This is a genomic window from Sodalis sp. RH20 (assembly GCF_047324205.1).
Taxonomy (GTDB): domain Bacteria; phylum Pseudomonadota; class Gammaproteobacteria; order Enterobacterales; family Enterobacteriaceae; genus Acerihabitans.
This window is the reverse complement of sequence record NZ_CP178733.1, coordinates 989,716-1,006,635: the sequence shown is the minus strand read 5'-3', so window position 1 is coordinate 1,006,635 and position 16,920 is coordinate 989,716. Positions and strand designations below refer to the sequence as shown.

Below are 16,920 nucleotides of genomic sequence, written 5' to 3'. Positions count from 1 at the left end.
ACAGCATGGTCGCCCCGCCCCGTCAATCGCAGGGGTGCTCGCTGTCGCACAGGGCTACGCCATGTTCAATACCCCATTTCTGGACGATTTTCGTCATGGCGCCGGATGTATTCAGTTCATCCATTGCCGCCTGGATCGCCTGGCGCAGGTCGGTATTGTTTTTCACCATGGCCACCACCCACGTTTTGGCGGGCACCGGCATATCGACGGTCTGGAATTTATTTTTGGCCTTCGACATGTAAAAATTAATCACCACCGTATCGCCGACCATGGCATCGGCGCGGCCCAGCAGCAAATCATGGAACGCGGCGACGTTGGTGCCCAACGACACCAGGGTAATCGCCGGTTTACCTTCGCTCACCAGTTTGTCGCTTTCCTGCTTGACCACCGACTCATTGCGGCTGCCCATCAACGCCGCCACCCGGCGGCCCGAGAGATCCGCAAACGACGCCAGATGCAGGGGATTTCCCTTGACCACCAGCAGGCCGGACTTTACCCGCCAGTAATCCACCAGCCCATAGCGCTCCGCGCGTTCCGGGGTTTTCCCCAGGCTGGCCATGACCAGGTCGCACTTGCCGGTATCCAGCGCGGCAAAAATACCGGAAAATTGATAATTATCGATTTGGGTTTTCACCCCCAGGGTCTTGCCCAGCGCATTCATAATATCCACCGCGGCACCGCTGGGTGTTTTGCCGTCCTCGGCCATGCCTTCCGCCGGGGGGTTTTCCAGGTCGGAGCAAAAGGTCAGTTGCCCTTTCGCCTTGATATCCGCCGGTGCGGCGACGGCGGCGTTTGCCCACCCCGGCGCGATGCCGAACGACAGGCTTAACACGGTACCGATAATCAATTGTTTTTTATTCACCCTGCTCTCCCGACACCTTGGTTGCTGTTGATAACGTCGTCACACGAGAATGATATCCAGGCCGTTAACATCTGTTTAACCCGATGAAATTGAACATACCGCCAGCAAAACGGGGCGTCAAGTTATGTATATACAAATAAGATAATTATATGGATGATTTTTGCGCTATTCTAGATAGATTTAAGTTAAATATTTGATTTTTATAAATATTATATTATTATTAGAGTATATACATAAGATATCAAATGTAGTGGCTTTTGACCGGATTGACTTCAGGACGGATAGATTTATATCGTTTGCGGGGGGATCTGCCGCGCCGGTGGGGGTTTGGTTTACGGCTGGTGGTAAGGACTATGTTGCGCCGGTGAAGGTTTCGCTTGCCGTGCGTTTGGTTGTTTTATGTAGTGCCGGGTGCCGGCAAGCGACAAAGAGGCCGTACCGCGACGGCCTCCTTGACCTCCGCGCGTCCGGCAGGTCGCGCGTCGCTGCGCGATGCCTTCCGCCGCCAGTTCCCCCGTTATGCACCGGCCCGGTTAGCGCTCCCGGCGCAACCGGGCCTTTCGCCGCTCCCGGCGGCTCATGCCGGGGTCACAGGCGCCGTCAGCGCGCTCTATGCCGGCCCGACTATCGCTGTCAGTAATAAATAGTAAGAAACAATAGCGCCGCTGTTGATAAGGAGAAGGAAGAGTGAGCCGGGAAGCTGACAATCATTGAGGTAAACAGCCGCAGCATGAAATTACAGCCCGCCAAACCCGGCCTATGCCCTAGTCCCCCGAATCTGTAAGCGTATTAGATACATCGCACCTGGCGCTTTTAATTTAAAGCCGGAAGCGAGCATATGGCATTAGACATTAGACATAGGGCTTTGGGCTTTGGGCTTTGGGCATTTAACGTTTAGCATTAGCCATTTGGCTTTGAGCATTTATCGTTTGGCATTAGCCATTAGCCATTAACCATCAGGCTGTAAACTTTAGCGCAAAATGAATACTGATACCTTTCCCGGTAAGTGCATGCCGCAAGAAACCCAAAAACGCTATTTTACTCACAGGCGATGGTGTTGACGTGGTGCCGGCATAGAGTGCGCCGGCGGCGCACATCGCGGCTGGATGAGCCGCCGGGAGCGGCGAAAGCTAAGGGCCGCGCCGGGAGCGCGTCCCGTGCGGTCCACAAAGCCGGGATGGGTGATGCCGGGAACCGCGCAGCGGCGCACGACCTGCCGGACGCGCGGAGGTCAAGGAGGCCGTCGCGGTACGGCCTCTTTGTCGCTTGCCGGTACCCGGCAACACATACGAACACCTCACGCACGGCAAGCGAAACCTTCGCCGAGGCGATATATGCCCTAGCGCACCCTGACGCAGGGTACCTTAACGCACGGCAAACGAAACCTTCGCCGAGGCGATATATGCCCTAGCGCACTCTGACGCAGAGTACCTTAACGCACGGCAAACGAAACCTTCGCCGAGGCGATATATGCCCTAGCGCACCCTGACGCAGGGTACCTTAACGCACGGCAAGCGAAACCTTCGCCGAGGCGATATATGCTCTAGCGCACCCTGACGCAGGGTACCTTAACGCACGGCAAGCGAAACCTTCGCCGAGGCGATATATGCCCTAGCGCACCCTGACGCAGGGTACCTTAACGCACGGCAAGCGAAACCCGCGCCACGGCAACATAAAGCTTACCGCCAACCGCAAACCAAACCCCCACCGGCACAACCTAATCCTTGCCCCAAGCCCCTCCGCCGGCTCCGGCGCGAACTCATCCATAAAGCGGCCATAGCGTCGAAACCCCTTAGCGCAATACGCCAGTATTCAAAACGCGCCGGCGTGTTTAGCGGCAATCTCGTGCCCATACGGATGTGAGCCAAAAACACCGGGAGGGTTTCAGCCCGGGTTGGGCGTATCCCTCTGCAAATTCGCCGGGCTGGGCCCGAAACGCACTAAAAAGCGGTGGCGTTCCCCCGGATAAATCAAGCGCACAAAGGTGATCAGCTCCCCCGACAGCCAGGTGCGCCTGGCAATGGAAATGCACGCCGTGCCGGGCGATACCGATAATTGCCGCGCCAGCACATCGTCGGCGGAAATAGCGCGCAGGGAGTGCTCGCCTTCCGACCAGGGGATATTGCTTAACAACCAGCTGCCGGGCGGCATCTCGATAAACTCCTCCTGCGCCGCTTCCGGCACTACCGCCAGATTGATTTGGCGCGCCTCCAGGGCGAAAGGCAGGTTATCGGCGTAATGCATGACATCGATACATAGCATGCGTGCGTTAACGGGTATGCCGATATGTTCCGCTTCGACCGCGTCGGTAATAGTGCGGATGCCGCGCGACAGCAGCGAAAAACTGTACATGCTGTCGCTGGCCAGGACTTCGGCGCGAATATCCTGAATGGCCAGCAACGGCTCATCGACACGCGGCATGGCGACGAAAGACCCTTTCCGGCGCTTGCGCACAATCATCCCGGCGGCCACCAGCGTCGACAGCGCTTTATTTACCGTCATTCGCGAGCATTGATAGACCGCCATCAATTCCTGTTCGGTGGGCACCCGATCGCCGGGATGCCACTCGTTGCTGAGGATTTTGTTTTTAATATCGTTCTGGATGCCCTGATGGATGGGCAGGGGTTTGACCCGCGAACGCTTAGGGATGAGCGGACTTGGCTCGGCGTGAGCGGGCGGGGCTTGGTGTAGCGGTGACTCGTTTTTGCTCATAATGGTGGTTTTCCCAAAGTATCAGCGATTAAGTATATACAAAACAAAAAGCAAATTCGCGCTATCATTTTTTCTTATTCATTTTTATCTTCGTTTTATGTATATACATAAAATAAGCCTATATGAACACGGCGTTTCCACCCCGACAAACACATTAATTTACTGTTTTAACGCTGCTTTATCATAGGATATTCGTATGAATATTGATCTGTTTTTCATCATAATGATATTTACATCCCAGTTCTTTATTATATTGTATATACCAATAGACTTCATCAGGGCGCCATTTTCGCCGGGACGCGGCGTCGGCGGCACAAGGGCAAATCGCATGATAAGAGTGGGAGTTGATATCGGCGGCACGTTCACCGACTTTGTCGTCTGGCGCAGCGACGCGCGGCAGGCGCCGTTATATTGTTTTAAAGTGCCCTCCACTCCGCCCCATTTTGCCGAGGGTTTTAAACAGGGCTTCGAGCGGTTATTGTCGGCATTGGCCGTGGGGCCGGAAGAACCGGTGGTGGTCATGCACGGCACCACTGTGAGCACCAACGCCGTGATCGAGCGTTCACAGCCGCCGGTCGCCCTGTTCGTCACCCAGGGATTTCGCGATATCCTGGAACTGCAGCGCCTGCGTCTGCTCGATCCCACCAATCTGCGCGGCACGCGCGGCCTGCCGTTGATCGAGCGGCACCAGGTTTTTGAAATACGCGAACGCATGGCGGCTGACGGCGGCGTTATCGACGCGCTGTCGGCGGAATCGGTGGCCGGCGCGGTGGCGCAGGTGGTGGCCGCCGGGCTCGACAGCATCGCCGTCGCCTATATCAACAGCTATCAGGATCCCCGCCATGAGCGGGAAACGCGCGCATTGATCCGGCGGCTCGCGCCGTCCCTGGATGTCTGCCTGTCCAGCGAGGTGTGGCCGCGCCCCGGCGAATACGAGCGGGCGGTCAATGCATTGCTTAATGTCTATGTTAAGCCCCGGATGTCCTCATACCTGGGGCAGATTGAACACTACCTGACCAGCCGTCTGCGCCACGTCCAGCTGTTTATCACCCGCTCCAACGGCGGGGCCATGTCCGCGCGCGAGGCGCGCCATTTCCCGGTGCATACGCTCCTGTCAGGCCCCGCTTCCGGGGTAACGGCGGCGCAGCTGATTACCCGCGCGGCGCCGGAGCAGCATTTTCTGACAATGGATATGGGCGGCACCAGCACCGATATTTCCCTGATCCGCGCCGGCATGCCGACGGTGGTGGAGCAAACCGAGGTCGGCGAGTTCCCTCTGACCATGCCGGTTACCGGCATCGAGGCGATAGGCGCCGGCGGCGGTTCCATCGGCCGTTTCGACGGGCCGGTGTTCCGCGTCGGCCCCAAAAGCGCCGGCGCCTGGCCCGGCCCCGCCTGTTTTGCGCGCGGCGGCACCGAGCCTACCGTTACCGACGCCTATTTATTATGCGGTTATCTGGACGCCGCCACTTTTCTCGGCGGCGAGATGCCCCTGGACACCGCTGCGGCCCGCGCCGCCTTCGCTCCCCTGGCCGCGCGCATGGCCGCGACGGAGACGGACGCGGCCAGCGCCGCCATCGCCATCGCCACCTCCAATATGGTCGCCAGCGTATTGCCTTATCTGGCCCGTCACGGTGTCGATCCGCAGGACGTGACCCTGGTGGCGTTCGGCGGCAACGGCGCCATCCACGGTCCGCTGCTGGCGGCGGAAATCGGCATCCCACGGGTTATCGTGCCCAACAATCCGTCGGTGTTCTGCGCCGTGGGCGGCGTGGTCGCCGAACTGACCCACGACACCATCGCCATCGTACAGCAGGGCGCGATGGATACGGCGCGCTTGCAACAGACCTTTGCCGGGCTGGCGGACGCGGCCAGGTCCTGGCTGGCGCGGCAGACCGACCCCGGCAACGTGGTCGCGATCGCCCTGGAGTACTGGGCGGATATGCGCTATCGCGGCCAGTCGTTCCAGATCCCGGTGCGCATTGAGGCGGCCGCCCCCGACGGCATCAGCACCACGCTCGCCGTCGCCGCGTTTCACGCGGAACATTTACGCTTGCATACCCATGCCGACACGGAGGCGTCCGTTGAATTTATCGAACTGCGGGTGCGGGTGCGCGGCGCGCTGGCCGCGCCGGAAAGCAATGCGGCGACGCGGCCGGCGGGCGGCGGCCGACCCCGCCCCCGCGGCTTCCGGCGGCTGCATATCGGCGCGGCGTTGCTGGAGGATTGCCCGGTTTATGACCGCACCGTATTGGGAGTGGATGCCCAGGTACCGGGGCCGTGCATTATCAGCCAGAGCGACGCCACCGTGCTGGTCCCGCCCTTTTTTACCGCCAGGGTGCATGCCGGCGGCGACATTATCCTGACGCAGGAGCATTGATTGTGGATCCCATCCAAACGGTCATCATGAATAATCGCTTTAACGCCATTGTCGAAGAAGCCTCCGTCACCCTGTATCGCACCGCCCATACCACCTTCGTCAAACTGGTACAGGATTTTCAATGCGGGCTGGCCACGCCGGCGGGCGAAATGTTCGCCTATCCCAGCCACAACGGCGTTAACGCCTTCATTGGCCTGCCGATAGCCGGCGGCCTGCACGGCATCGGCGTAGAACATCTTGAGCCGGGGGATTGCATTATCACCAACGACCCTTTCAGTACCGACGGAATGGTGACGCATATCATGGATGTTTCCATGGTGCGGCCGGTCTTTGTCGGCAACGAGCTGGTGGCCCTGGCCTGGTCGTTCGTGCATGCCTCCGATATCGGCGGCGCGGTGCCGGGCAGTATTTCGCCGGCGTTTACCGAGGTGTTCCAGGAAGGCCTGCGCGTCAGGCCGACCAAACTCTACAAACGCGGACAACTGGATACCGCCATCCGCAATATCTTTATCGATAACAGCCGCATCGCCGATGAGCTGTGGGGCGACTTCCAGGCCATGATATCGGCGCTGGCCAGTATGGATAAGCGGCTGAATCAACTGTGCCAGCGCTATGGCGTGGCGGCGGTGCGCGCGGGCATGGAAGCGTCCATGGCCCTGGCCGATGCCAAGGCCCGCCAGGTTATACGCCGCATCCCCGACGGGGATTATCCCTTCGCCGATTATGTCGAAGGCATGAGCGAAGGAGATTTTATCCATATCCACGCCGTGATGCGCGTGCGCGACGAGCGCATCGTATTCGACTTCAGCGGCACCGACCCGCAGGTGGCTGCGGCCTTTAACTACGTCACCGGCGCGCGCGCCCACCCCTATACCCTGCAGGCGTTTATCTATTATATCCTGACCCGGGAGCCGGAAGCGCCGCGTAACGCGGGCCTGCTGCGCGCCCTTGAGGTCATCGCCCCGCGCGGCACGGTGATGAACGCCGAATTTCCGGCGGCCGGCGGTTCGCGGGTCACCACCAGCACCCGCGTTTACGACGTCATCCTGGGCTGCCTGAACGCCGCCCTGGCCGACGGTCTCACGGCGGCGGGTCCCGGCATGTCGGGAGTGATTGTGGTTTCCGCCAAAGATCCCCATGGCGAGGGCAATCGCGTCAGCGTGATCAATCCCTTGTGCGGCGGCGGCGGCGGACGTTTCGGCCTCGACGGCACCGACGGGGTGGACTCACGCTCCGGTTATCTGCGCACGGTGCCCGCCGAAACCATCGAGGCCGAAACGGTGATGCGGGTGAAACGGTATGGCCTGGTGACCGACAGCCAGGCGCCCGGCCGCTGGCAGAGCGGCGCCGCCATTGCCCTGGAGCTGGAAAATACGGGTCCCGAGGCGGTGATGACGGTGCGCGGCATGAATCGTTTCTATTTTCAGTCTTGGGGCGCGCGGGGTGGGCAATGCGGCCATTTGGGATCCGTATTGCTCAATCCCGGCACCGATGATGAGCGCAATCTGGGCAAGATTGATGTCCTGAAGATGCAACGCCACGACGTGGTGCGCCTGACCTCGCCCTCGGGCGGCGGCTTTGGCGACCCTTTTCTGCGCGATCCGGGCCAGGTTGCCCACGATGTGCGGCGCGGCCTGGTGTCCGTCTACAACGCCCGGGCCAGTTACGGCGTGGCGGTGGACGACAGCGGCCGGCTCGACCCCGATGCCACCGCGCGGCTGCGCGCCGGTCACAGCAGCGTCGCGCACGGCCTGTTTACGCTTGGGAGCGCGCGCGATCGCCTGGATCGGGTCTGGCCGCGCGAAATCCGGGCGGCGCTGGCCATGAGCCTGATGCGTGAGGAGCGCCGCCTGCGCCAGCCGCTGCGCCTGGCGGTCATTAAACGCCTGACGGCGGAAAACCGGCCGGTCAGCCTGACGATGATGGCCGCGGTCATCGCGGAAGAATTGCAGTACCTCAGGATGCACTGATTTTCCCCATCGCTCCGTTCTCTCATACTGGAGATCAACCATGTGTCATGTTCTCAGGCTTGCCTTGTCAGGCAAAGCGCGCCAATTACGACTGCTGGGCTGCGCCGCGTTATTATCCGTTGCCGGCGGCCTGCCGGCGGTCGCGCTGGCGGATACCGTCAATATTGCCTTTTCCGCCGCGGTGACGACGCTTGATCCGCAGCAGGCCACCGTGGTGCAGACGGATTTAAGCGTCATCAGCCATATCTACTCGCCGCTGGTGATACGCAATCCCGACCTCGGCATTACCGGCGTCGTGGCGCAATCATGGCAGGCTATCGACGATAACACCTGGGACTTCAAGCTGCGCCCGGGCATTACCTTTGCCAACGGCAAGCCGCTGGATGCCGCGGTGGTAAAGTGGAATTTCGATCATTTACTCGATCCCGCGCATAAAACCCGCGTCAAGGAATGGTACAGCCTGATCGATCATGTCGACGTCGTGGCGCCCGACGAGGTGAAAATCATTACGCGCATGCCCTTCCCCGGGCTGGTGGCGCAGCTGAGCATGCTGTTCATGATGGAGCCGTCATGGACCGCGACGCACGATCCCAGCCGCGAAGCCATGGGCAGCGGCCCGTATCAGCTGGCGGAATACGTGCCGGGCGAACGGGTGGTGCTGACGCCCAACCCCACGTATTTCGGCACCCAGGTTTTCGGCACGCCGGCGCCGCATGACAAAGTCGTGCTGCGCATGATAAGCGAACCGGCGGTACGGGTATCGGCGTTGCTGGCCGGAGAGCTGGATCTGGCGCTGGATATTCCGCCCACGGATATCGCGCGCATCAACAGCAGCGGCATCGCCCATGCCGGCTGGGGAGAAAGCAGCCGCGCGATGATCATTAAAATGAATAACCTCAAGCCGCCCTTCGCCAACAACCTCAAGCTGCGCCAGGCGATGAACTACGCCATCGATCGCCAGGGTATTATCGACGCCATTTATAACGGTCACGGCGCCATCAGCAAAGGCCAGCTGCTGTCGCCCATGTATTTCGGCTACAACGATAAACTGCAGCCCTACCCCTACGATCCGGACAAGGCGCGTCAGCTTATCGCCGAGTCGGGATTGCCGCAGCCCATTTCCTTTGAACTGCAGGTACCGCTGGGACGTTATCTGTTAAGCCAGGAAATCGGCCAGGTGATCGCCGCCCAGTTGCAGGAAGTGGGTCTGAACGTCAGCATCAAGGAAATGGAATACGCCAACTGGTCCAACGCCTATACCCGCGGCGATATGGGGCAGGCAGCGTTTTTAGGCCAGGCCTGGCCGACCCTGGACGCCGACGGCCTGCTGGGCCTGTACCTGCCCACCGACCCCGGCGCTTACTGGAAGGATGACGTTTTTGCCGGCCTGGTGATGAAAGGCCGCTCAACGGTTGATAAGCAAAAACGCGCCGCCTGGTACCAGCAGGCAACCGAACGGATGCGTGAACAGGCGCCGCTGGTGTTTTTATTTAACCAGCCGCTGACCTATGCCACGTCGAAGCGATTCACCTGGCAAACGCGCGGCGACGACTGGGTGCGGGTTTTCGATTTAGTGGCGAAATAAACAGGCGGTGGCGCGTGGCGAAATATATTCTGTCCCGACTGCTGGAAGCCCTGGCGGCGGTATTCGGCCTGGTGACCCTTATTTTCCTGGTGTCGCGGTTACTGGGGGATCCGGTTTCTTTATTGCTTCCCCAGGGCGCCAGCGCCGCCGACCTGCAGGCCCTGCGCGAGCAGCTCGGCCTGCAGCGTCCCTTGCTGGAGCAATATCTGCGTTTTCTCGGCCATGCGCTGGCCGGCGATTTCGGCCAATCCTTTTTTTACCAGCATTCGGCGCTGGGGATTGTGCTGGAACGGATGCCGGCCACGCTGCTGCTGGCGGCGCTTTCCGCGGCGACCGGCATCCTGGCGGGCTGCCTGGCCGGTTTGATTGCCGCGCTTTACCGTAACTCGGTATGGGAGTTTCTGGTGCTGACCCTGGCGATGCTCGGACAGGCCACGCCGGCGTTCTGGCTGGCGATTATGCTGATCCTGGTGTTCTGCGTCGATCTTGGCTGGCTGCCCACCGGCGGCACCGGCAGCCCGCTGCATTTGATTTTGCCCACCGCCGTGATGTCTATTTTCGTCGCCGCCAATATCACCCGCCTGTTCCGCTCCAGCCTGCTTGACGTCATGAGCGAGGATTATATCCGCACGGCGCACGCCAAGGGCCTGCCCCCGCGGGTGATCATGACCTGGCATATGGCGCGTAACGCCATGCTGCCGGTGGTCACCATGAGCGGGCTATTGGTGGGCGAAATGCTCGGCGGCTCGGTGGTGGTCGAAACCATTTTTTCCTGGCCGGGGGTCGGCAGGCTGATTGTCGAGGCGGTGGCGAACCGTGATTTTCCCGTGATCCAGGCGGGAGTCATGGTGGTGTCATGCCTGTTCCTGCTGGTCAGCCTGGGGGTGGATTTGCTCTATAGCCTGCTGGACCCGCGCGTGAGGCAAACGCGATGAACCGCATGAACGTGATGCGCGCCGTGGGACGGCGTATTGGGTCGAGCGCCATCGGCGCTGTCGGCTGGCTTATCATGGCGTTATTGCTGCTGGGCGTATTGGCCACCTTCGTGATCCCCCTGCCCAGCCCGGTACACGGCAATCTGGCCCTGCGGCTGGCGCCGCCCACGTACCGCTTTTTTGCGCCGGACGCCCATCCGCTGGGCACCGATCAGTTGGGCCGGGATATGTTGAGCCGGCTGCTGTACGGCAGCAGGGTCTCGATAATGGTGGGGTTTAACGCGGTGTTGATTGGCGGCCTCGTCGGCGTGGCGGTGGGCATGATTTCGGGGTACGCCGGCGGCCTCATCGATCGCCTGCTGATGCGTATTGTCGATATGCAGCTCTCGATACCGCTGATTCTGCTGGCGCTGATCATTATCGCCGCCACCGGTCCCAGCCTGGGCAACCTGATTATCGTCCTGGCCCTGACCAGTTGGATCCGTTATGCCCGCATGGTGCGCGGGCAGGTGCTGGCCCTGCGGCAGAGGGAATTCGTCCTGTCGGCGGTGGCCGTCGGCGCCCGGCCCTGGCATATCCTGCGCTATTACATTTTGCCGAATATCCTGACGCCCATCCTGGTGATCGCCACCCTGGAGTTTTCGCGCGTGATTCTCCTGGAGGCCAGCCTGAGTTTCCTCGGGCTGGGCGTGCAGCCGCCCTGGCCGAGCTGGGGCCGGATGCTGGCGGAGGGGCGCGCGTATATCGCCACCGCCTGGTGGGTCACCACCTTTCCGGGACTGGCGATAGTCGTGACGGTGATGGGCGCCAACTTTACCGGCGACTGGCTGCGCGATTATTTCGATCCCAAACTGAAGTCCGCCGGGGAGTAGCGCCATGCAGCCTTTGCTCGACGTGCGTAATTTAACCGTGGCTGTTCCGGCCGGACGCGGCGCGCCGCCGGTCAGGATTATCGACGATATCAGCTATAGCCTGGAGGATAACCAGACGCTGGGCATCGTCGGCGAAAGCGGCAGCGGCAAGAGCATGCAGGCGCTGGCGATGCTGGGATTATTGCCGCCGCGCAGCCGCGCCCTGGTCCACGGCGAGGTCATGTTCCAGGGGCACAACCTGCTGAGCCTGTCGGATAAAGCGCTGCGCGCCATCCGCGGCGCGCAGATCGGCATGATTTTCCAGGAGCCGATGACCTCGCTTAATCCGGTGCTGACCATTGGCCGGCAACTGGCGGAACCCCTGGTGCATCACCTGGGGATGAGCCATGCCAAGGCGCGCCGGCGCGCCGTAGAACTGCTCGGCCTGGTGGGCATCGCCGACCCCGCGCGGCGCGTCAGGCAGTATCCCTTTCAGTTTTCCGGCGGCATGCGCCAGCGGGTCATGATCGCCATGGCGATTGCCTGCAAACCCAAACTGCTGATTGGCGATGAGCCGACCACCGCCCTGGACGTGACTATCCAGGCGCAGATTATTGCGCTTATCCGCGATCTGCGCGACGAAATGAAGATGTCCATCATTTGGATTACCCATGACATGGGCGTGGTGGCCGCGATGGCGGACAGCATGCAGGTGCTGTATGCCGGCAAGATCATGGAGACGGGACCGGTGGAACGGGTGTTCAGCCAACCCCACAGCGCCTATACCTGGTCGCTGTTGCAATCGATCCCCGGCCGGGGACAGCGACCCCGGCAACCGCTGTTCCAGATTGCCGGCCAGCCGGTGGATCCGGCGCGGCGACCGCCCGGCGACCCCTTTGCGCCGCGCAATCCGTTCGCCACCGCGCGGTGTTTTCTTGACGCGCCGCCGCTGCGTCCCGTCTCGCCCGATGAACCGCGCCATCGGGTGGCGGCCTGGTACGATTTGCCCCGCTGCCTGGCGGATCTTGATAAGGATAACGCGACATGAACGGCATGCCCCCGAGCGCCCCGCCGCTGCTGCAGGTGGAAGGATTATGCAAAGACTATCCCGCCGGCGCGTCTTTACTGGGCGCGCGCGCCGTGCTCAGGGCGGTTGACGGCGTCAGCTTTACCCTGGCGCGGGGGGAAACCCTCGGGCTGGTGGGCGAGTCCGGCTCGGGCAAAAGCACGGTGGCGCGCTGCGTGATGCAGCTGGAACGGCCGACCGGCGGCCGGGTATTGCTTAACGGCCGCGACCTGGTCGGTATGAGCCAGTCCGCGCTGCGGCCATTGCGCAAGGTGATGCAGATTATTTTCCAGGATCCCTATTCTTCCCTCAATCCACGGATGACGGTCGGCCGTTTTGTCGCGGATCCCATAGTGATCCATGAGGGCAAAATACCCCGTGAGGCGCTTATGCAGCGCGTGCGGGCCCTGTTTGCCAAAGTCGGCCTGGACGCCCGTCATCTCGACCGCTATCCCCATGAATTTTCCGGCGGCCAGCGCCAGCGCGTCTGCATTGCACGGGCGCTGGCCATGTCGCCGCAGCTGATCGTGGCCGATGAGCCGATAACCGCCCTGGACGTCTCCATCCAGGCCCAAATCATCAACCTGCTGCAACAGCTGCAGGACGAACAGGGGCTGGCGTATCTGTTTATTTCGCACGACCTGGGCATGGTGCGCCATATCTGCCATCGGGTGGCCGTCATGCTGCGCGGTCTGATCGTGGAAACCGGCCCCGCCGAGGCCATTTTTCACGATGCCCGCCACCCTTATACCCAGGCGCTGCTGAGCGCCACCCTGGAAGCCGACCCCGCGCGGGAACGGAGTAAAGCGCGTCTGTTTTTCGACGCCGGCCAGCTTGACGGCAGGGCTCCCGGTTTTATGAAAGAGGTGACCCCGGGCCACTTTGTCAGGGAGTATGGCCACGCCCGCTGAAGAAAAGTCTCGTGCTTATTATTAATTGTATATACATAAATATTAATTGTATATACAATAACCTGTCCGCGCCGTCGCGCCATAAGGGCCGCCAGCGCACGTTTTAGCGAAAACCATGACAGGAGAACGTAATGAGCTATACCAGCCTGGGGGATGTGATCGATCACGTTCGCAGCCAAACCGCGGCCATGGCCCGCGAGGAGCCCGCGGAGATTTACGCCTTTCGCACCGGAACCCTGGAGAACCAGGCGGGCAGCTACGGCCAGTATTTCGGTACCTGGGATATCGCGGCCGGTATGATGCGCGATTATTCCATGTATACCTATTATCCCTTGCTGCAAATCATTGAAAACCCGGATATCACGCTGCCGCAGTTCTGCTTTATCCTCGACAGTTTCGATCACCCGTACAGCAACTACCTGCGCTACAGCGGATTCCCGCAGCTGGGCAAACTGGCGCTGTCCCTGCGCGAATGGCTGCCGCGGGCGACATCGCGCCAGCAGGCGATAGAGGCGATCCGGGCGTTTTGCATCTATACCGATACGTTTGCCGCCTGGTCGTTCCATTATTTCCCGTGGGGACTGGGCAAGCAGTTTACCTACGCCAACCCCGAGGTGGCCGCGCCCGCCATTGCCGATGCATCCCGGCGGGTGCATATCAAGCCGGGCCGCAAGATCCGCCTGACCTGGCAACCGCTGGATATTACCGTGGATGCCTATCTGGCGGTCCATGAAAATCCGGAGTTATGCCAGGACCTGATGGCGGCCCTGCCTTTTACCGTCCTGCAAGATCACGCCGTGGTCACCGGCGAATCCATGTACGCCTGGTGCCCGCTGGTATCCACCGCGCCGATACAGGTGCGCGAGCGGATCTGCGACGCGCCCAAGGGGCGGCTGCGTTTTTCCCAATCCACCGGCCAGAAATTTATCGTGCAGTACGGACCGACCACCGAGGATCTGGCCCAACCGGTATTGGGAGAGGTCATTCCCGAGCATGCCGATCGCCTGGATAAGGTCGGCGCCGAGGTATGGAAAAGCACCTTTGACACCAAAACCCCCATCTGGCTGACCGTCGAGCTGGTCTGAGCAAGGGGCGACAGGGCGGCTTGCGCCGGCGTTTGCCGGCTGACCAGGCCGCCGCGCTTTAGCCGCGGCGCGGTTGATGTTTTTATTGGCAGGAAAAAACCATGACGATTATGTTAAAACCCGGCGCCGTCACGCTGGCTGAACTTGAGTGTATTTACCGGACCGACGAGCCCGTACGGCTGGATCCCGCGATGGAGCCGGCCATTCGCAAGAGCGCGGCGCGCGTAGCGGAAATCGTGCAGGGCGAAGCGGCGGTCTACGGCATCAATACCGGCTTTGGCAAATTGGCCTCGGTGCGTATCCACGCTGACGATGTGGTAAAACTGCAGCGCAACCTGATTTTGTCGCACTGCTGCGGCGTGGGCGACGCGCTGGCCAAACCGGTGGTGCGTCTGATCATGGCGCTGAAACTGATTTCGCTGGGCCGGGGCGCCTCGGGCGTGCGTTATGAGGTTATCGGCCTGATTGAAGCCCTGCTGGCCCACGATATCATGCCCGTGATCCCAAGCCAGGGATCGGTTGGCGCGTCCGGGGATCTGGCGCCGCTGGCGCATATGGTGGCCGCCATGATGGGCGAAGGCGACGCGGAGCTGCGCGGTCAGCGCATGCCGGCGGCGCAGGCGCTGGAGCAGGCGGGCCTGCGGCCTATCATCCTGGCGGCCAAAGAAGGACTGGCCTTGATCAACGGCACCCAGGCGTCCACCGCGCTGGCGTTGAAAGGGCTGTTCGGGGCGCACCGGGCGCTACAGTCGGCGCTGATTTCCGGCGCGCTGGTCACCGATGCGGTCATGGGCTCCACCGCGCCGTTCCATGACGAGATTCACCAGCTGCGCGGCCATCCCGGTCAGATTGATACGGCGCAGGCCCTCAATTGGCTGCTGCGCGGGTCGGAAATCCGCTTAAGCCATCTGGCAAACGACGAGCGGGTGCAGGATCCTTATTGTATCCGCTGCCAGCCGCAGGTGGCCGGCGCGGCCCTGGACCTGATCCGCCAGGTCGCCGTCACGCTCGCGCGCGAAGCGAACGCCGTTACCGACAACCCGCTGCTGTTATCCGATAACAGCGTGGTGTCCGGCGGTAATTTCCACGCGGAGCCGGTGGCTTTCGCCGCCGATATCCTGGCGCTGGCCATTTCCGAGATAGGCGCTATCGCCCAGCGGCGCATCGCCCTGCTGGTCGACCCGGCCATGAGCTTTGGGTTGCCCGCCTTTCTGGTGGCCGCGCCCGGACTGAACTCCGGCATGATGATAGCCGAGGTCACCTCCGCCGCCCTGATGAGCGAAAACAAGCAGATGACGCATCCGGCATCGGTAGACTCCACCCCGACGTCAGCCAATCAGGAAGATCATGTTTCCATGGCCTGCCACGGCGCCATGCGGCTGGGCAGGATGCTGGATAATCTGTACGCCATCCTCGGCATTGAGGTGATGGCCGCCGTACAGGGCCTTGAATTCAGGCTGCCGCTGCGGACCAGCGCGCCATTGGCGATGGCGGCGCGCCGCGTCAGGGAGCAGATTGCGCCGTTGACGGTGGATCGGTATATGGCCGGCGATATCGCCGCCGCGGCGCAGCTGGTGGCCTCCGGCGCGTTGATTGACAGCGTGGGGGACCCGGGGATACTGCCGCCGCTGTGATCCTACGGCCGTACCGTCATCCCGGCGCTGGGGAAGCCCCGCGCCGGGCGCAGGTTTCACTGCAACCCGCCGGTGTTGCGGCGCTACCCACATCACTGCGGTTCGGCCGGCGGCACCGCCGCCAGCAGCGCCCGGGTATAGGGATGGGCCGGGGCGGAGAAAATCTGCTCCCGCCCGCCGGTTTCGACTATGCGCCCCTGGTACATCACGGCGATACGCGGCGCCATATAACGCACCACGCGCAAATCATGGGAGATAAACAGGTAGGCCAGCCCATGCTCCCGCTGCAACTGCTTCAGTAAATTAAGGATCTGCGCCTGTATCGACACGTCCAGGGCCGAGACCGGCTCGTCCAGAATCAGCAGCCGCGGTCTCAGCGCCAGCGCGCGGGCGATGCCGATGCGCTGGCGCTGGCCGCCGGAAAACTCCGCCGGATAACGCTGCGCCAGCGCCGGATCCAGCCCCACCTGGCGCATCAGCGCATAAATCCGTTTTTGCCGCTCGGCGGCGTTGCCGATGCGATGCACGGTAAGCGGCTCGCCGATAATATCAAAAGCGGTCATGCGCCGGTTGAGGGATGCGTAAGGGTCCTGGAAGACGATTTGAAATTCCCGGCACAGCCTGGCGTTGCGCCGCCTGGGCAGGGCGGTAATATCCTCGCCGTCGAACCAGACGCGCCCGGCGGTCGGACGCGTCAGCCCCACCAGCACCGCGCTCAGGGTGGATTTGCCGCAGCCAGACTCGCCCACCAGGCCCAGGGTTTCACCGGCGTTCAGCGTCAAATCCACCCCACTCACCGCCTTGACGGCGGCGGCGCGGCGCAAACCGCCGCCTGACGGCGGGTAATGTTTTTCGATGCCCTCCACCCGCAGCAGCGGCGGTGGCGCGGTGGGGCTTGCGAGCGGTATACCTGCGCTTGACATAGGCGA

At 61.7% G+C, this 16,920-nt stretch carries 12 protein-coding genes; 9 read left to right on the top strand and 3 right to left on the bottom strand.

Annotation, left to right across the window (positions count from 1 at the left end; genetic code table 11):
* Positions 1–22 precede the first annotated feature (22 nt).
* Together ACL2XM_RS04645 and hutC are read right to left on the bottom strand one after the other, a co-directional pair.
* On the bottom strand, positions 23–862 hold the full coding sequence (locus tag ACL2XM_RS04645; protein ID WP_413723169.1) for an ABC transporter substrate-binding protein: 840 nt from the start codon (positions 860–862) through the stop codon (positions 23–25).
* 1,884 nt (positions 863–2,746) lie between these two features.
* Positions 2,747–3,574 carry a histidine utilization repressor gene (hutC, locus tag ACL2XM_RS04640; RefSeq protein WP_413732495.1) on the bottom strand — a complete coding sequence of 276 codons (828 nt, stop codon included), beginning with the start codon at positions 3,572–3,574 and terminating at the stop codon, positions 2,747–2,749.
* A gap of 328 nt (positions 3,575–3,902) precedes the next feature.
* Between hutC and ACL2XM_RS04635 the strand changes: the two genes are divergently transcribed.
* The 9 genes from ACL2XM_RS04635 (at position 3,903) to hutH (ending at position 15,991) form a co-directional block, all read left to right on the top strand.
* A complete protein-coding gene (locus tag ACL2XM_RS04635; RefSeq protein ID WP_413732494.1) occupies positions 3,903–5,954 on the top strand; it encodes a hydantoinase/oxoprolinase family protein in 2,052 nt (683 codons plus the stop codon).
* A 2-nt stretch (positions 5,955–5,956) separates the two neighbouring features.
* Positions 5,957–7,924: a hydantoinase B/oxoprolinase family protein gene (locus ACL2XM_RS04630; RefSeq protein ID WP_413732492.1), complete on the top strand. Its 1,968-nt coding sequence runs from the start codon at positions 5,957–5,959 to the stop codon at positions 7,922–7,924.
* A 40-nt stretch (positions 7,925–7,964) separates the two neighbouring features.
* Positions 7,965–9,509: an ABC transporter substrate-binding protein gene (locus tag ACL2XM_RS04625; RefSeq protein ID WP_413732490.1), complete on the top strand. Its 1,545-nt coding sequence runs from the start codon at positions 7,965–7,967 to the stop codon at positions 9,507–9,509.
* 14 nt (positions 9,510–9,523) lie between these two features.
* Positions 9,524–10,444 (top strand): ABC transporter permease, encoded by a 921-nt coding sequence (locus ACL2XM_RS04620; protein ID WP_410014492.1) that lies wholly within the window; start codon positions 9,524–9,526, stop codon positions 10,442–10,444.
* The gene (locus ACL2XM_RS04615; protein ID WP_410014491.1) at positions 10,441–11,316 is read left to right on the top strand and encodes an ABC transporter permease; all 876 of its coding nucleotides are present in this window, start codon (positions 10,441–10,443) and stop codon (positions 11,314–11,316) included. The genes ACL2XM_RS04620 and ACL2XM_RS04615 overlap by 4 nt, the downstream gene beginning before the upstream one ends.
* A 4-nt stretch (positions 11,317–11,320) precedes the next feature.
* The gene (locus ACL2XM_RS04610; protein ID WP_413732488.1) at positions 11,321–12,343 is read left to right on the top strand and encodes an ABC transporter ATP-binding protein; all 1,023 of its coding nucleotides are present in this window, start codon (positions 11,321–11,323) and stop codon (positions 12,341–12,343) included.
* On the top strand, positions 12,340–13,272 hold the full coding sequence (locus ACL2XM_RS04605) for an ABC transporter ATP-binding protein (protein ID WP_413732486.1): 933 nt from the start codon (positions 12,340–12,342) through the stop codon (positions 13,270–13,272). The genes ACL2XM_RS04610 and ACL2XM_RS04605 overlap by 4 nt, the downstream gene beginning before the upstream one ends.
* A gap of 131 nt (positions 13,273–13,403) precedes the next feature.
* Complete coding sequence (locus ACL2XM_RS04600; protein WP_413728078.1) at positions 13,404–14,357, top strand: hypothetical protein; 954 nt, start codon at positions 13,404–13,406, stop codon at positions 14,355–14,357.
* Between the two features lie 101 nt (positions 14,358–14,458).
* Positions 14,459–15,991, top strand: a complete 1,533-nt coding sequence (gene hutH / locus ACL2XM_RS04595; protein ID WP_413732484.1) for a histidine ammonia-lyase — start codon at positions 14,459–14,461, stop codon at positions 15,989–15,991.
* Positions 15,992–16,083: 92 nt separating this feature from the next.
* On the opposite strand, the gene ACL2XM_RS04590 is transcribed toward hutH, so the two are convergent.
* On the bottom strand, positions 16,084–16,914 hold the full coding sequence (locus ACL2XM_RS04590) for an ABC transporter ATP-binding protein (RefSeq protein ID WP_410014486.1): 831 nt from the start codon (positions 16,912–16,914) through the stop codon (positions 16,084–16,086).
* Between the last annotated feature and the right edge of the window lie 6 nt (positions 16,915–16,920).